The sequence below is a fragment of the Achromobacter sp. RTa genome (assembly GCF_000757485.1).
GTDB lineage: Bacteria > Pseudomonadota > Gammaproteobacteria > Burkholderiales > Burkholderiaceae_B > Achromobacter.
On sequence record NZ_JPYO01000042.1, the window covers coordinates 1,077,111 to 1,091,930 of the forward strand.

The 14,820-nt window shown below is 67.2% G+C and carries 14 protein-coding genes; 6 read left to right on the forward strand and 8 right to left on the reverse strand.

From position 1 onward, the window contains the following. Nucleotides 1–200 precede the first annotated feature (200 nt). Nucleotides 201–2,114 carry a phosphomethylpyrimidine synthase ThiC gene (gene thiC / locus JL37_RS22455; protein ID WP_043546842.1) on the forward strand — a complete coding sequence of 638 codons (1,914 nt, stop codon included), beginning with the start codon at nt 201–203 and terminating at the stop codon, nt 2,112–2,114. Nucleotides 2,115–2,312: 198 nt separating this feature from the next. On the opposite strand, the gene JL37_RS22460 is transcribed toward thiC, so the two are convergent. The 7 genes from JL37_RS22460 to gpmA all read right to left on the reverse strand — a co-directional run bounded on the left by JL37_RS22460 (nt 2,313) and on the right by gpmA (nt 10,480). Beyond that, nucleotides 2,313–3,725 carry an FAD-binding oxidoreductase gene (locus tag JL37_RS22460; protein ID WP_043546843.1) on the reverse strand — a complete coding sequence of 471 codons (1,413 nt, stop codon included), beginning with the start codon at nt 3,723–3,725 and terminating at the stop codon, nt 2,313–2,315. Then, complete coding sequence (locus JL37_RS22465; protein WP_043546844.1) at nt 3,722–4,438, reverse strand: FadR/GntR family transcriptional regulator; 717 nt, start codon at nt 4,436–4,438, stop codon at nt 3,722–3,724. The genes JL37_RS22460 and JL37_RS22465 overlap by 4 nt, the downstream gene beginning before the upstream one ends. A gap of 80 nt (nt 4,439–4,518) precedes the next feature. Further along, nucleotides 4,519–5,718 carry a diguanylate cyclase gene (locus tag JL37_RS22470; RefSeq protein ID WP_043546846.1) on the reverse strand — a complete coding sequence of 400 codons (1,200 nt, stop codon included), beginning with the start codon at nt 5,716–5,718 and terminating at the stop codon, nt 4,519–4,521. 109 nt (nt 5,719–5,827) lie between these two features. Beyond that, nucleotides 5,828–6,583 carry a molybdopterin-synthase adenylyltransferase MoeB gene (locus tag JL37_RS22475; RefSeq protein ID WP_043546847.1) on the reverse strand — a complete coding sequence of 252 codons (756 nt, stop codon included), beginning with the start codon at nt 6,581–6,583 and terminating at the stop codon, nt 5,828–5,830. After that, entirely contained in the window at nt 6,580–8,025 is a 1,446-nt protein-coding gene (locus tag JL37_RS22480) for a S41 family peptidase (protein ID WP_043546848.1), read from the reverse strand. Before JL37_RS22480 ends, JL37_RS22475 begins: the two co-directional genes overlap by 4 nt. Before the next feature lie 87 nt (nt 8,026–8,112). Continuing rightward, a complete protein-coding gene (locus JL37_RS22485; RefSeq protein WP_043546850.1) occupies nt 8,113–9,702 on the reverse strand; it encodes a murein hydrolase activator EnvC in 1,590 nt (529 codons plus the stop codon). A 25-nt stretch (nt 9,703–9,727) separates the two neighbouring features. Then, a complete protein-coding gene (gene gpmA, locus JL37_RS22490; protein WP_043546851.1) occupies nt 9,728–10,480 on the reverse strand; it encodes a 2,3-diphosphoglycerate-dependent phosphoglycerate mutase in 753 nt (250 codons plus the stop codon). 171 nt (nt 10,481–10,651) lie between these two features. On the opposite strand from gpmA, the gene JL37_RS22495 reads away from it, so the two are divergent. The 5 genes from JL37_RS22495 (at nt 10,652) to JL37_RS22515 (ending at nt 14,127) form a co-directional block, all read left to right on the forward strand. Beyond that, a complete protein-coding gene (locus JL37_RS22495) occupies nt 10,652–11,074 on the forward strand; it encodes a rhodanese-like domain-containing protein (protein WP_043546852.1) in 423 nt (140 codons plus the stop codon). Between the two features lie 51 nt (nt 11,075–11,125). After that, nucleotides 11,126–11,383, forward strand: a complete 258-nt coding sequence (grxC, locus tag JL37_RS22500; protein ID WP_043546853.1) for a glutaredoxin 3 — start codon at nt 11,126–11,128, stop codon at nt 11,381–11,383. Between the two features lie 62 nt (nt 11,384–11,445). Further along, the gene (gene secB, locus JL37_RS22505; protein ID WP_043546854.1) at nt 11,446–11,991 is read left to right on the forward strand and encodes a protein-export chaperone SecB; all 546 of its coding nucleotides are present in this window, start codon (nt 11,446–11,448) and stop codon (nt 11,989–11,991) included. A 21-nt stretch (nt 11,992–12,012) separates the two neighbouring features. Next, a complete protein-coding gene (locus tag JL37_RS22510; protein ID WP_043546855.1) occupies nt 12,013–13,092 on the forward strand; it encodes an NAD(P)H-dependent glycerol-3-phosphate dehydrogenase in 1,080 nt (359 codons plus the stop codon). A gap of 42 nt (nt 13,093–13,134) precedes the next feature. Continuing rightward, complete coding sequence (locus tag JL37_RS22515) at nt 13,135–14,127, forward strand: tripartite tricarboxylate transporter substrate binding protein (protein WP_043546857.1); 993 nt, start codon at nt 13,135–13,137, stop codon at nt 14,125–14,127. Between the two features lie 205 nt (nt 14,128–14,332). Here the strand turns inward: JL37_RS22515 and JL37_RS22520 are convergent, their stop codons facing one another. Then, complete coding sequence (locus JL37_RS22520; protein ID WP_043546859.1) at nt 14,333–14,803, reverse strand: tRNA (cytidine(34)-2'-O)-methyltransferase; 471 nt, start codon at nt 14,801–14,803, stop codon at nt 14,333–14,335. Nucleotides 14,804–14,820 lie beyond the last annotated feature (17 nt).

Consider the following 14,820-nt stretch of genomic DNA (forward strand, 5'->3'; position numbering starts at 1 on the left):
CTATTCGTCGGAACGCGCTGCAGCCTCTATACTTCGCTTTCGCGCAGGGGTACTCGTCCCGGCTTGAACGCCGCGACGTGTTGAGAGAGTCCCTTCGTACCAGTACGGATAATGCCGATGCTGGGAGCCGTATCTCCGTCCGCCCGCGCGCGGCGGAGATTCCTTCCCGATCGGCTCCAACCACTCGCTTGGAGCTTTCCATGAACGCAAATCCCAAATTCCTGGCCGCCACCGCCGAAGTCGACGCGGCCGCCGTCGCGCCGCTGCCCAGATCGCGCAAGGTGTACGAGACCGGCTCGCGGCCCGACATCCGCGTGCCGTTCCGCGAAATCGAACAGGCGGACACGCCCACCATGTTCGGCGGCGAGAAGAACCCGCCGCTGACGGTGTACGACTGCAGCGGCCCCTATACCGATCCCGAAGCGCGCATCGACATCCGGCGCGGCCTGCCCGAGGTGCGCCGCGCCTGGATCGACGAACGCGGCGATACGGAAGTGCTGCCGGGCCCCTCCAGCAACTACGGCAAGGAACGCCTGACCGATCCCAAGCTGACGGCCATGCGCTTCGACCTGCAGCGCCCGCCGCGCCGCGCGAAATCGGGCGCCAACGTTTCGCAGATGCACTATGCCCGCCGCGGCATCGTCACGCCGGAGATGGAATACGTGGCGATCCGTGAAAGCCTGCGCCGCGAACACTATCTGCAGACGCTGCGCGACAGCGGCCCCGACGGCGAGAAGATGGTCAAGCGCCTGCTGCGCCAGCATCCGGGCCAATCGTTCGGCGCCTCCATCCCCGCCGCCATCACCCCCGAATTCGTGCGCGACGAGATCGCGCGCGGCCGCGCCATCATCCCGGCCAACATCAACCACCCCGAAGTCGAGCCGATGGCCATCGGCCGCAACTTCCTGGTGAAGGTCAACGCCAACATCGGCAACTCGGCCGTCAGCTCCGGCATCGGCGAGGAAGTGGAAAAGATGACCTGGGCGATCCGCTGGGGCGGCGACACGGTCATGGACTTGTCCACAGGCAAGCACATCCACGAGACGCGCGAATGGATCATCCGCAATTCGCCGGTGCCGATCGGCACGGTGCCGATCTACCAGGCGCTGGAAAAGGTCGACGGCAAGGCCGAGGAGCTGACCTGGGAGATCTTCCGCGACACGCTGATCGAACAGGCCGAGCAAGGCGTGGACTACTTCACCATCCACGCGGGCGTGCGCCTGCCGTTCATCCCCATGACGGCCGACCGCATGACCGGCATCGTCTCGCGCGGCGGCTCGATCATGGCGAAATGGTGCCTGGCGCATCACAAGGAAAGTTTCCTCTATGAACGCTTCGAGGAAATCTGCGAAATCATGAAGGCCTATGACGTCAGCTTTTCGCTGGGCGACGGCCTGCGCCCGGGCTCGGGCTACGACGCCAACGACGAGGCGCAGTTCGCCGAACTGAAAACGCTGGGCGAACTGACCCAGGTGGCCTGGAAGCACGACGTGCAGGTCATGATCGAGGGCCCCGGCCACGTGCCGATGCAGATGATCAAGGAAAACATGGAGCTGCAGCTGGAACACTGCCACGAGGCGCCGTTCTACACGCTGGGCCCCCTGACCACCGACATCGCTCCCGGCTACGACCACATCACCTCCGGCATCGGCGCGGCGCTGATCGGCTGGTACGGCACGGCCATGCTCTGTTATGTGACGCCCAAGGAACACCTGGGGCTGCCGAACAAGAAGGACGTGAAGGACGGCATCATCACGTACAAGATCGCGGCGCACGCGGCCGACCTGGCCAAGGGCCATCCCGGCGCGGCCATCCGCGACAACGCCCTGTCCAAGGCCCGCTTCGAGTTCCGCTGGGACGACCAGTTCAACCTCGGCCTGGATCCGGACACCGCGAAGGAATTCCACGACGAGACCCTGCCCAAGGACTCGATGAAGGTGGCGCATTTCTGCTCCATGTGCGGCCCGCATTTCTGCAGCATGAAGATCACGCAGGACGTGCGGGATTATGCGGCGGCGCAGGGAGTGAGCGAGAGGGATGCCTTGCAGAAGGGAATGCAGGAGAAGTCGGTGGAGTTCGTGAAGAAGGGGGCCGAGGTTTATCATCGGCAGTGAGCCCGCGCGTTGCGTCGTAGGATGGGTGCAGCGCGAGAGCATCCGGGCAACGAACCGGATGCTCATCGCGCGTAACCCATCGGCCGGCGAGAGCCGGCGTTGTCACTTGCCACGAAAAACGGCGGCTGGCGCCGCCTGATGGGTTACGCGCGTTGAATATTCGAGTTCTTGCTCAAGGACTCTCGCGCTGCACCCATCCTACAGCAGCTTCCCGGGATTCATGATCCCCGCCGGATCCAGCACAGCCTTGATCTGCTTCATCAAGCGCAACTCCAGCGGATCCTTGCTATGCAGGAAATGATCGCGCTTCAGTTGCCCGATCCCATGCTCCGCGGAAATGCTTCCGCCATAGCGGTTCACCTCGTCCAGCACCGCATCGGTGATCGCCGCCCCATGCACGGCAACCCAATCCCGGTCGGCGCCGTCCGGGCGCGACAGGTTGTAGTGCAGGTTGCCGTCGCCGAAGTGGCCGAAGATGAACGGGCGGATATCCGGGTACAGCGCGCGCACGCGGGCCTCGGCGGATTCCATGAACTCGGGGATGCGTTCGATCGGCAACGACACGTCGTGCTTCAGGTGCGGGCCATCGGCGCGCTGAGCTTCGGAGATTTCCTCGCGCAGCTTCCACAGCGCCTGCAGTTGCGCCAGCGAAGCGGACACGGCGGCGTCCAGGCACAGGCCGCGCTCCAGCGCCGTACCGATCACGTTTTCGAGCAGGCTGTTCAACGCGGCCTCGTCGGCGGTGTCCGCCAGCTCCACGAGCACATAGGCCGGGTAGCGCTCGGCGAAGGGCTCCTGCACGCCTTCGGCGTGCTCCAGCACGAGATCCAGGCAGTCTCCCGAAAAATATTCGAACGCCTGCAGGCGCGCCCCGCACTGCTCGAACAGGATCTCGAACAGTTGCAGCGCCTGCGCCGGGGACTCGACCGCGGCCAGCACCACCGAGCGGACGTCGGTGCGCGGGAACAGGCGCAGCGCCACGGCGGTGATAACGCCCAGCGTGCCTTCCGAGCCGATCAGCAATTGCTTGAGGTCGTAGCCCGTGTTGTCCTTGCGCAGGGTCCGCAGGCCGTGGAAGACCTCGCCCGTGGGCAGGACGGCCTCCAGGCCCAGCACCAGCTCCCGGGCCATGCCGTAGCGCACCACGTTCACGCCGCCGGCGTTGGTCGCGACGTTGCCGCCGATCTGGCTGGAGTCCTCGGCCGCCAGGCTCAGCGGCAACAGGCGGCCGGCCTCCTGGGCGGCGCGGCGCAGATTGCCGAGGATGGCGCCCGCCTCCGCCACCATGGTGTTGGCCACGGTGTCGATGGAGCGCACCGCGTTCATGCGGTCCAGGCTGAGCACCACGTTGGCGGCGCCCGAATCGGGCGTGGCGCCGCCGCACAGGCCGGTGTTGCCGCCGCGCGGCACGACCGGCACGCCTGCCTGCTGGCACAGGGCCAGGCAGGTGGCGACCTCGTCCGTGGTGCGCGGACGCACGACGGCCTGCGCCTGGCCCTTGTACAGCCCGCGCCAGTCGGACAGCCACGGCGCGATGTCCGCCTCGGCGGTAAGAACGGTGTCGGGGCCCAGGGCCTGGACCAGGCGTTGCGTGAAGTCGGTGTCGCTCATGATGTCTGCCTTGCGGCCGGAAAGAGAAGATCGAGTCGCAGGCGGCTGGCCGCCTGCTGCAGATGATGGGTCGCCGCGAGCCGCGCCCGTTCGGGGTCGCCCGCGCGGATGGCCTCGAACACGGCCACGTGTTCCTGGTGCACGGCCGCGGTCAGGCCTTCCTGCCTGCGGCTATTCGTGCGGGCCGTGCTGACCGCCAGCCGCAGCTGCAGATTCAGGTACTGCAGCAGATCCTGGTAGTAGCTGTTGTGCGTGGCGGCGGCGATGGCGACGTGGAAGGAAATATCGTGCTCCACGCCCTGTTCGGGATGATCCAGATGCGCTTCCAGCGATTCCAGGGCCTGGGACATGGCCGCGAGGTCCGCGGCATTGCGGCGCACCGCGGCCAGGGCCGCCGCGCCGCCTTCCAGTTCCATCCGCAATTCGTAGACGCTGGCGAGCTGCTCGCGGTCGGCGATGCCGGCGGACACCTGGAACCCCTGAGCGCCGGTGCGCGACACCACCACGCTGCCCGAGCCCTGGCGGCTCTGGATCAGGCCCTGCGCCCGCAGGCGCTCGGTGGCCTCGCGGATGACCGCGGCGCTCACGCCATACTGCTCCGCCAGGACGCGCCCGGGCGGCAGCTTGGCGCCGACGGGATGGACGCCCTCGGCGATGCCGCCCGCGATCTGGCGGGCGACCTGTTCGGTAAGGGTAAGGCTCTTGCTCAGCATGCGCCCATTATAGGCACACTTATCAGGTTATCTGAAAACTTTTGGAGAACGAGCCCACGAACCGGCGCCAGGCCGGCGCTTCACGCGACGGCGCGCTCGCCGTCCGGGAGCATCTTGTCTTCGGCCTCGTTTGCCTCGTCTCCGCCGGCCACCGCGCAGCAGCGCCCGCCGCGCGCCTTGGCGCGATACAGCGCGGCGTCCGCAGAGTCCAGAGCGGCCTGCGGGCTCCGGTTGGCGCCCGACACGATGGAAATGCCGATCGACAGGCCCACGCTGACACGTGTGCCGTCCGCCAGCGTGATCGGCTGCGAAACGTCGTGCAGGAGGTGCTCGCCCAGCCGCAGGGCCGAGGTGGCGTCGATGCCGGTCACCAGCACAATGAATTCGTCGCCGCCGATCCGCGCCGCGACATCATCCACGCGCAGCATGGCCCGCATGCGCTGGGCGATGGTCATGAGCACCTGGTCGCCCGCGGCGTGGCCGTAGGTATCGTTGATCAGCTTGAAATCGTCCATGTCCATATAGAGCAGCGCCGCCGAGCTGTCATGGCTGCGCGCGCTGGCGCATACGCGTTCCAGCGAGGCCAGCAGGCCCGCGCGGTTCGCCAGGCCGGTAAGCGCGTCCTCGCTGGCGCGGCGGTCGCTGTCGCGCTCGGCAAGCATCGTGGACACCAGGATGCGATTGAGCCGGTGCGACGCGACGCTCATGCTGACCAGGTAGAACGGGATTTGGATGAAAACGATGGCCGTTACGTATTCGCCCGTGAAGGCCGCGCCCAGGCACATCGGCCCCAGGCTCAGGAAGATCATGGCGCCAACGAGCCTGGGCGCGCCGTAATTGCGGAAGCAGATGCCGCCGGCCATGGCGCCGCAGGACACGCCGGCCAGCGTGGCGGCCAGCCAGTCGCCGTTGAGAAAGGTGACGAAAACGCCGTAGCCCACGCTGAACGCCCAGAGCAGCGCCAGCAGGATGTAGATGTCGGTATGGGTGTTGCCGCCCCTGGCCGCGGCCTTCAGGGCGGATCGCAGGATCGTGACGCGGACGACGGCCAGAAAGACCTCCAACGCCAGCCACGATACGTATAGCGGCTCGGGGCGCCGCCAGGCGACGACGCCGGAAATCATCAACGTATTGATGACCCCGCCCGCAAAAATGGGAAGCGTGCCCAACAGGCTGGCGATCAGCGCCGCGCGGATGTCCGCGGGCGTATCGTGCCCGGAATCCGTCAGCCAACGCGTCAGGCGCCATCTGGGCAAGCTGAACTTCAGTGCTGTATCCACGCTGTCACGTCCCTGGCCACAACTACCCGGTTTCAGATAGGCTGGCTGGCGTTATAGCAGGTATTTCAAGCCTTTAATATTGTCCGCGGGTTCAATACGGCGGGAAATTTCAGTGCCCGCGGTGCCCGCAGACGGCGCATTCGGGATCGCGCTGGACGTTCACGCTGCGCCACTGCATGGTGCGCACGTCCAGCCACAGCAGGCGTCCGGACAGGCTTTCGCCGACCCCGGACAGCAGCTTGAGAGCCTCCGCGGCCTGCATGCTGCCGATGATGCCGACGACCGGCGCGAACACGCCCATTGTGGCGCAATTGGCTTCCTCGACGTCGTCGCCTTCCGGAAACAGGCAGTGGTAACAGGGCGCGCTGTCGTCGCGCAGGTCGTAGACGCTGACCTGGCCGTCGAAACGGATCGCGGCGCCGGACACCAGCGGCTTGCGGTGCTGGACGCAAGCGCGGTTGATGGCGTGCCGGGTGGTGAAGTTGTCGGTGCAGTCCAGCACCAGGTCCGCCTGGGCAACCGCGTCGGACAGGGCCTGGCCCTGGAGGCGCTCGACGCGGGCATGGACCCGGGTCTGCGGATTGAACGCCGCCAGCATGTCGCGCCCCGATTCGGCCTTGTGGCGGCCGACGCTGGCGGTGGTGTGCAGGATCTGGCGTTGCAGGTTGCTGAGCTCGACGACGTCGTCGTCGGCCAGGGTGATATCGCCCACGCCGGCGGTTGCCAGGTAGAGCGCGGCGGGCGAGCCCAGCCCTCCCGCCCCCACGATGAGCACACGCGCCGCCAGCAGTTTTTCCTGCCCTTCTATTCCCAGCTCGTCGAGCAGGATGTGGCGGGCGTAGCGCAGCAATTGCTCGTCGTTCATTTTTCCTTGCTGGGCTCGACTCCGGTCGGCGTGATCTTCATGCGCTGGGCGGCGCCGCCGCCGGGTTTGGCGTCGGCCTTGGCCTGGGCGCGGGCGGAGCCCTTCTGCACGGGCTTGCCGGCCAGCAGGTTCAGCGCCTGCTGCAGCTGGAAGTCGTCCTTGCCGCCGAATTCGAACACCTTGGCGGGCACTTCGGCGTTGTCCTGGTCCGCGGCGGACTTCACTTCGTTGGCGGTCTGCTGGTTGGACAGGTGGCGCTGCAGGTCGGCTTCGCGCGGCAGGCGGAACAGGTCGCCGTCGGCGGTGTCCGCGACGACGTAGTCCGGTTCGATGCCGGTGGCCTGGATCGAACGGCCGCTGGGCGTGAAATAGCGCGACGTGGTGAGCTTGACCGCGGTGGTTTCGGACAGCGGCAGGATCACCTGCACCGAGCCCTTGCCGAAGCTGCGGTTGCCCAGGACCTTGGCGCGCTTGTGGTCCTGCAGCGCGCCGGCCACGATCTCGGAAGCCGAGGCGGAGCCGACGTTCACCAGCACGACCATGGGCACCGTCTTGGTCCAGGCCGGCAGGCCGGACAGGTAGTTGCTTTCGCCGCGGGCGTACTCGGACGGCGTGGCCAGGTACTTGTGGCGGGCATCGGGCGTGCGGCCGTCGGTGGACACCACCAGGGAATCCGGCGGCAGGAACGCGCCGGCCACGCCGATGGCGCTGGTCAGCAGGCCGCCCGGATCATTGCGCAGGTCCAGCACCAGGCCCTTGGGAGCTTCCTTCGCGCCCAGGTCCTTCAGCTGCTTGGCCAGGTCGGCGCCGGTCTTTTCCTGGAACTGGGCGACGCGCACGTAGCCGACGCCGTTGTCCAGCATCTTGCTGCGCACGCTGCGCACCTTGATGATGTCGCGCACGATCTTCAGCACGATGGGCTGGGGACGGTCGGCGCGCATGATGGTCAGCGTGATCGGCGACTTTGGCGCGCCGCGCATCAGCTTGACCGCGTCGTTCAGCGTCATGCCCTTGGTGGGCGTGTCGTCGATCTTGATGATGAGGTCGCCGGCCATCACGCCGGCTCGGGCGGCGGGCGTGTCTTCGATGGGCGAGATCACCTTCACGAAGCCGTCCTCGGCGCCGACCTCGATGCCCAGGCCGCCGAACTCGCCTTGCGTGGCCGTCTGCATTTCGCGGAACGCGTCGGCATCCAGGTAGGCGGAGTGGGGATCCAGGTTCGACACCATGCCGGAAATGGCATTGTCGATCAGGGTCTTGTCGTCGACGGCCTCGACGTAGTTGTTCTTGATGGCGGCAAACACGTTGCTCAGCTGCCTGAGCTCGTCCAGCGGCAGGGGACTGCCGCGCTGCGCGACGGCTGTCACGCCCACGCTGAGCAACACACCTGCCACCGCACCGATGGCAATCAGACCGAAACCGCGAAACTTACGAGTGCCCATGCACACTTCCCGAATTGTGTTTTCGCCGATGGGTTTGGTATTTACCAACGGTTTTTACCAACGACACGTATTGCCAACAACATCAATCTACTGCGCCAGCCACTGGGCCGGATCCACAGGAGCGCCGCGATGGCGAATTTCAAAGTATAGGCCGGATTCCACTTGGCCGCCGGTTGCGCCTACCGTGGCGATCGTGTCGCCACCCGTCACCGAATCTCCCACCCGCTTGAGCAGGCTTTGGTTGTAAGCATAGACGGTCAGGTATTGCTGCCCATGATCCACAATGATGAGGTTGCCGAAACCGCGCAGCCAATCAGCGTAGACCACGGTGCCCGGGGCTACCACCTTGACCGGCGTGCCCTCTGGCGCGCGCAGCACCACGCCGCGCCATACGCCGCCATCCGGGCGGTCGACCCCGAAGCGGCCCTGCACCTGGCCGCGCACCGGCATGGCAAGGCCGTGGCGCAGGCCGTTGCCGCCGCCGACCGGCGCGGCGCGCGCGGTCTGCTGGGTTGGCTCGCTACGGCTTGGAGCGGGTTTTTCCTCTGCGGGTTCCGCCTTTTTGGGCGGTTCCTGGGGCTTGGCCGGAGGCGGCGTTTCCTCCGGAACGACCAGGCGGGACTGCCTTTGGTCGGCCGGGCGCAGGCCGGCGGCGTCCGGATCGGCCACGGCGACCGGCCCACGGTTCTGGCGCGAGGCCGCTTCGACCTGCTCACGTGCCTGGGCCGCCTCGCGGGCGTCCCGGGCGTCGCGCTCGCGCCGCGCGTTGTCCGCGGCCACCTTGCGGTCGGCTTCGGCCTTCTTGCGGGCCTCCTCGGCTCGGCGATCGGCTTCGGCGCGCTTGCGGGCCTCTTCGGCCACGCGACGCGCCTCTTCCGCCTTGCGGGCCTCCTCGGCCTTCCTGCGCGCTTCCTCGGCCTTGCGGGCCTCCTCGATCTGCTTGGCGATGGCCGCGTCCAGATCGGTAATCAGGCGCGACAAGCGCTGGTCGTCGCGCCCCAGCTTGCTGGCCTCGGCGCGCTGGGCGGCGATCTGGCCTTCCAGCCGCGCCAGGAGCGTGGAGCGCTCTTTCTGCTGCGCGACCAAAGCGGCCTTCTGTTCGGTGGTTTCGGCCACGACCTTTTCGATCTCGGCGCGCCGGGCGTCGGCACGCTCCTGCAGGGCGGCGAGGCGGTCGATGTCCGCTCTCAGGGCCTGCACCGCGGCGGCGCGGGCCTGCGAAACGTAATCCAGGTAGCCCAGGTTGCGCCCCAGCACCTGGGGGTCGTCGCCGGACAGCAGCGCCGTCCACGGCGACAGGCCGCTGGTGTATTGGGTCCGGAGCTGCTCGGCCAGTTCGGTGCGGCGCTTGGCCAGCACGGCCTGCTGCGCGTCGATCTGCTTTTCCAGGCCGGCCAGGTCCGCCTGGGCCTGGCGGTTGGCCTCGGCCAGTTCGCGCAGCCTCAGGTTGATCCGGGAAATGGCCGATTCCGACTGCTTGAGCGCGTCGGCCGCTTCCTTGCGGGCAGCCTCGCGGTCGTCGATTTCCTTTTGCAGGTTCTCGATGCGGTCCCGCAAGGCGGCCTGCTGCTTTTCGGCGTCGGACTGACGGCCGGCAAGGTCATTGGGCGCGGCGCCAGCCGACAACGCTCCCCCGGCCAGAACGACCGCCAACAACAACCCTGCCGCGCGACACATGGAAATATCAGTCCTTCTCAGGATGTCAGTCCTTCTTGGCCTTGCCTTGGGCGGCCACCGCCGCCATGGCCGCCTCGATCTCGGCGGCATCGCCCAGATAATAGTGGCGGATGGGGCGCAGGTCATCATCCAATTCATAGACCAGCGGCTGGCCGGTGGGGATATTCAGGTTGACGATGTCGTCGTCGGACACATTGTCCAGGTGCTTGATCAGGGCGCGCAGGCTGTTGCCGTGGGCGGCGATGAGCACCTTGCGGCCCGAACGGATGGCCGGGGCGATGGATTCGTTCCAGAACGGCAGCACGCGGGCCACGGTGTCCTTCAGGCACTCGGTGGCCGGCAGCTGGTCGGCCGGGATCCGGGCATAGCGGCTGTCGAAACGGGGATGGCGCTCGTCGTCCAGGGACAGGGGCTCCGGGGCGATCGCGTAGGCGCGGCGCCAGATCAACACTTGCTCGTCGCCGTACTTGGCCGCGGTTTCAGCCTTGTTCAGGCCTTGCAGCGCGCCGTAGTGGCGTTCATTCAGGCGCCAGTTGACGCCCACCGGCGTGTACATGGCGTCCATCGCGTCCAGGGCGATCCACAGGGTGCGGATGGCGCGCTTGAGCACGGACGAGTAGGCCAGGTCGAACGTGTAGCCTTCCTTCTTGAGGAGTTCGCCCGCCTTGCGGGCCTGTTCGCGGCCGGTGTCGGTGAGGTCGACGTCGGTCCAGCCCGTGAAGCGGTTTTCCAGGTTCCACTGGCTTTCGCCGTGGCGCATCAGAACAAGTTTATGCATGGTTTGGCACGCGATTGTCGCGGGTTAAAGTTAGGAAATGGTCAGAGAATGCGCTCATTTTATAATTGAGTGATTTTGCCCTTGATTTTGCCCCGGCGCACCCGCCCGTTTCGGCGGGGGCCGCCCAGGGTTCGCCGATACCAGGCTAGCCGCCACACTTCAGGATGCCCCGTGGATCTTCTGCAATTCTTGCTCGATAAAAACAACATCTTCATTGTCGCCGTAGCCGTGGTTTCCGGCGTCATGCTGGCCATCCCCGCCCTGCGCCGTGGCCGCACCGGCTCCGCCGTCAGCACGGGCGAGGCCATCCAGATGGTGAACCAGCGCCAGGCCGTCTGGGTCGACGTGCGCCCCGCGGAACAATTCCAGGCAGGCCACATCGCCCAGGCACGCAACGTGCCGGCGGCGGACCTGGAGCAAAAGGCCGCCTCCCTGCCCAAGAACAAGCCGCTCGTGGTGGTTTGCGACAACGGCCGCGATTCCGCCCGCGCCGCCGCCAAGCTGCGCGCGCAAGGCTTCGCCGACGTGGTGCCGCTGGAAGGCGGCATGCGCGCCTGGGCCGCCGCCAGCCTGCCGGTCACCCAGAAGGGTTGAATCCAAGGGTTTCGCCCCCATTTGCCTATTCTTGTACCCACAGGAGCGCCCATGAACAAAGTCGTCATGTACAGCAAGGACTATTGTCCCTATTGCGCGCGCGCCAAATCGCTGCTGGAGCAGCGCGGCGTGACGGACCTGGAAATCATCCAGATCGACCGTGATCCGGCCCAGCGCGACGTCATGATCGAACGCACCGGCCGGCGCACCGTGCCTCAGATCTTCATCGGCGATACTCACGTCGGCGGTTGCGACGACCTGATGGCGCTGGACCGCTCGGGCGGCCTTGCGCCCATGCTGAACGGCTAGGGCGCCCTCCAGGCGTCCCGGCCCATCGCCCTTTTTTGCCCCTCCCACCAACGGAAACACTCATGGCTGATCAAGACCAAAACACCCAGCAAGAAGGCGGCAACGACGCGCCCTCGTTCAATCTGCAGCGCGTCTACCTGAAAGACCTTTCGCTGGAAATGCCGAATGCGCCTCACGTCTTCCTGGAGCAAGAAGCGCCCCAGGTCGAAGTGAGCATCACCGTGGGCGGGCAGCGCCTGGCCGACACCGTGTTCGAAACCACGGTCACCGTGACCGTCACCACCCGCATCAACGAAAAGGTCGTGTACCTGGTCGAAGGCACGCAGGCCGGCATCTTCGAAGCCGCCAACATTCCTGAAGAGCAGCTCGATCCGCTGCTGGGCATCGTCTGCCCGACCATGCTGTATCCGTACCTGCGCGCCAACATCGCCGACGCGATCACCCGCACGTCGATGCCGCCGCTGCACCTGACCGAAGTGAACTTCCAGGCCCTGTACGAACAGCGCCTGGCCGAACTGCAGCAACAGCAGAACGCGGCCAACGGCAATGGCAATGGCAACGGCAGCGACTCGGGCATCATCCTGCCCCCGGGCGCGACCCGCCAGTAAGCACGCCGCGGCGGCTCTGCGATGAAAAAAACCTCCGAGCCGCGCCTGCGCGTCGCCGTCCTGGGCGCGGGCAGCTGGGGCACCGCGCTGGCGGCGGCCGCCAGCCGCCGCCACGACACCCTGCTCTGGGCGCGCGACGCCGCCCAGGCGGCCGATATGGCCGCCACGCATGAAAATGCGCGCTACCTGCCCGGCATCCCCCTGCCGCAGGCTCTGAACATCTCCTCCGATCTCGACGCCACCCTGCGCAGCCTGCAGGACGAGGGCGCCCAGCGCCTCATCGTGCTGGGCGTGCCCGTGGCCGGCCTGACCGCCATCTGCGGCGAGCTATCCCGCCGGCTGCCCGCGCTGGGATTGCAGGACACCCCCATAGTCTGGACGTGCAAGGGCTTCGAAGCCGACACGGCCAGGCTGCCTCACGAAATCATGCGCGAGGCCCTGCCCGGCGCGACCGGCGGCGCCTTGTCGGGCCCCTCGTTCGCGCGCGAGGTCGCGCAAGGCCTGCCCGTGGCGCTGACCGTGGCCAGCGACAGCGCTTCGCTGCGCGCCGCCACTACCGCCGCCTTCCATGGCGCGGCGCTGCGCGTCTACGCCAGCACCGATCTGGTCGGCGTGGAGGTCGGCGGCGCGCTGAAGAACGTCATCGCCGTCGCCTGCGGCATCTGCGACGGCCTCGCCCTGGGCACCAACGCCCGAGCGGCGCTGATCACTCGCGGCCTGGCCGAAATGACCCGCTTCGGCGTGGCCCTGGGCGCGCGGGCGGAAACCTTCGCCGGCCTGACCGGCCTGGGCGACCTGGTGCTGACCGCCACCGGCGAACTGTCGCGCAACCGCCGCGTCGGCCTGGAAATCGGCGCCGGCCGCAAGCTGGCCGACATCCTGGCCAGCGGCATCACCGCCGAAGGCGTGCGCTGCGCGCGCGCCGCCCTGGAGCGCGCACGCGCCATCCAGGTCGAACTGCCGATCACCGAGGCCGTCTGCGCCGTGCTGTTCGACGGTGTCGCCCCCATGACTGCCGTGTCCGCCCTGCTCGCCCGGGACGCCCGCTACGAAAGCGGGGCCGGATTGCCGGACGATGCGCCGGACGGCCGCCCCCACTGACCGACAACAAGACACCACGCCCCTCTCGAGGAGACATTCTTCATGACGCAAACCCGCAAGCCCCGGGTCGGCCAGCTGCTACGCGGCCTGTGCCTGAGCCTGGCCGCGATCCTGCCCGCCGCCGCCCATGCCGACTGGCCCGACCATCCTATCCATATGGTCGTGCCCTTCCCGCCCGGGTCCTCGCCCGACATCCTCGCGCGCACGATCTCGGAGCCTCTGGCCCAGGCCCTGGGCCAGCCCATCGTCATCGACAACAAACCCGGCGCGGGCGGCAATATCGGCACCCGCATGGTGTCGCAGGCCAAGCCGGACGGCTATACGCTGCTCTATACGATCAACGGCCCGCTGGTCACCGCCCCCACGCTGTACAAGAAGACCCTGGGCTACGACCCGCTGCGCGATCTGGCGCCCGTGTCGCTGGTGGGCACCAGCCCGAACGTGCTGGTCGTGCCCGGCAGCCTGCCGGTCAATAACGTCAAGGACTTCGTCGCGCTGGTGAAAAGCCGCGGCAACTCGCTGAACTACGGTTCCGTGGGCCCGGGCAGTTCGGCCCACCTGGCGATGGAAATGTTCAAGGAAAGCGCGGGCGTCGACCTGGCGCACATTCCCTATTCCGGCTTTCCCCAGGTCATCACCGCCATCATCGGCGGCGACGTCCAGGCCGGCTTCATGGTGCCCGCCATCGCCGTGCCCCAGGCGCGCGACGGCAAGGTGAAGCTGCTGGCCGTGACCAGCCTGGAGCCCAGCGAGGCGCTGCCGGGGATCCCGACCATGGCCTCCCAGGGCTATCCGGACTTCGAAGCCATTTCGTGGAATGCCGTGCTGGTTCCGGCCGGCACGCCCACCCCGATCGTCGAGCGCCTCAACAGCGAGCTTGCGCGCGTCATCGACAGCGAAGCCGTGCGCAAGCAGCTGGCGCTGCAGTACTTCACGCCGGCGCCCTCCACGCCCGAAGCGCTGACCGCACGGATCAAGAACGAAAAGGCACGCTGGGACCAGGTGATCGAAAAGCTGAAGCTGTCTCTGGATTGAGCTGAATCTGTCGCCGGGTTGAGCGCGTAGGATGGGTAGAGCGCGAGAGTTCTTAAGCTAGAACGCAGATATCCAGCGCGCGCAACCCATGCGGCCGTGGGCAGACAGTGCCTGGCTCGGCCCGAAAACAAGCGATTGCGGCCGCATGGGTTGCGCGCGTTCAGCGGCTGATTTCTAGCTTAAGAACTCTCGCGCTCTACCCATCCTACACCCCGCCCTCGTAGCCCTGCTGGCGCCAGGCCTCGAATACCGTGACCGCGACGGCATTGGACAGGTTCAGGCTGCGCTGGCCGGCGCGCATCGGCAGCCGCACGCGCTGCTGGGGCGGGAACATCGCCTGGGGTTCTTCCGACAGCCCGGCCGTTTCGCGGCCGAACACGAACACATCGCCGGGCTTGAAGCCGATGTCCGCCACGCTGCGCTGCGCGTGCGTGGTCAGCGCATAGATGCTGGACGGCCCCGCGCCGGTATCGGCCAGGGCCTCTTGCAGCGTATCGTGCACCCGGACGGGCTGCCATTCATGGTAGTCCAGCCCCGCGCGGCGCATGCGCGCGTCATCCAGTTCGAAACCCAGCGGACGCACCAGATGCAATTGGGCGCCCGTATTGGCGCACAGGCGGATGGCGTTGCCGGTATTGGGAGGGATCTCGGGGCAGACGAGAATGACGTGGAACATGGCGGATGGGGGCTCGG

Bases quoted from the DNA above. Each gene is read 5' to 3' on its own strand.
- JL37_RS22515 (WP_043546857.1), top strand. From the start codon at position 13,135: ATGACGCAAACCCGCAAGCCCCGGGTCGGCCAGCTGCTACGCGGCCTG.
- grxC (WP_043546853.1), top strand. From the start codon at position 11,126: ATGAACAAAGTCGTCATGTACAGCAAGGACTATTGTCCCTATTGCGCG.
- JL37_RS22520 (WP_043546859.1), bottom strand. From the start codon at position 14,803: ATGTTCCACGTCATTCTCGTCTGCCCCGAGATCCCTCCCAATACCGGC.
- thiC (WP_043546842.1), top strand. From the start codon at position 201: ATGAACGCAAATCCCAAATTCCTGGCCGCCACCGCCGAAGTCGACGCG.
- JL37_RS22460 (WP_043546843.1), bottom strand. From the start codon at position 3,725: ATGAGCGACACCGACTTCACGCAACGCCTGGTCCAGGCCCTGGGCCCC.
- JL37_RS22510 (WP_043546855.1), top strand. From the start codon at position 12,013: ATGAAAAAAACCTCCGAGCCGCGCCTGCGCGTCGCCGTCCTGGGCGCG.
- secB (WP_043546854.1), top strand. From the start codon at position 11,446: ATGGCTGATCAAGACCAAAACACCCAGCAAGAAGGCGGCAACGACGCG.
- JL37_RS22475 (WP_043546847.1), bottom strand. From the start codon at position 6,583: ATGAACGACGAGCAATTGCTGCGCTACGCCCGCCACATCCTGCTCGAC.
- JL37_RS22465 (WP_043546844.1), bottom strand. From the start codon at position 4,438: ATGCTGAGCAAGAGCCTTACCCTTACCGAACAGGTCGCCCGCCAGATC.
- JL37_RS22485 (WP_043546850.1), bottom strand. From the start codon at position 9,702: ATGTGTCGCGCGGCAGGGTTGTTGTTGGCGGTCGTTCTGGCCGGGGGA.
- gpmA (WP_043546851.1), bottom strand. From the start codon at position 10,480: ATGCATAAACTTGTTCTGATGCGCCACGGCGAAAGCCAGTGGAACCTG.
- JL37_RS22480 (WP_043546848.1), bottom strand. From the start codon at position 8,025: ATGGGCACTCGTAAGTTTCGCGGTTTCGGTCTGATTGCCATCGGTGCG.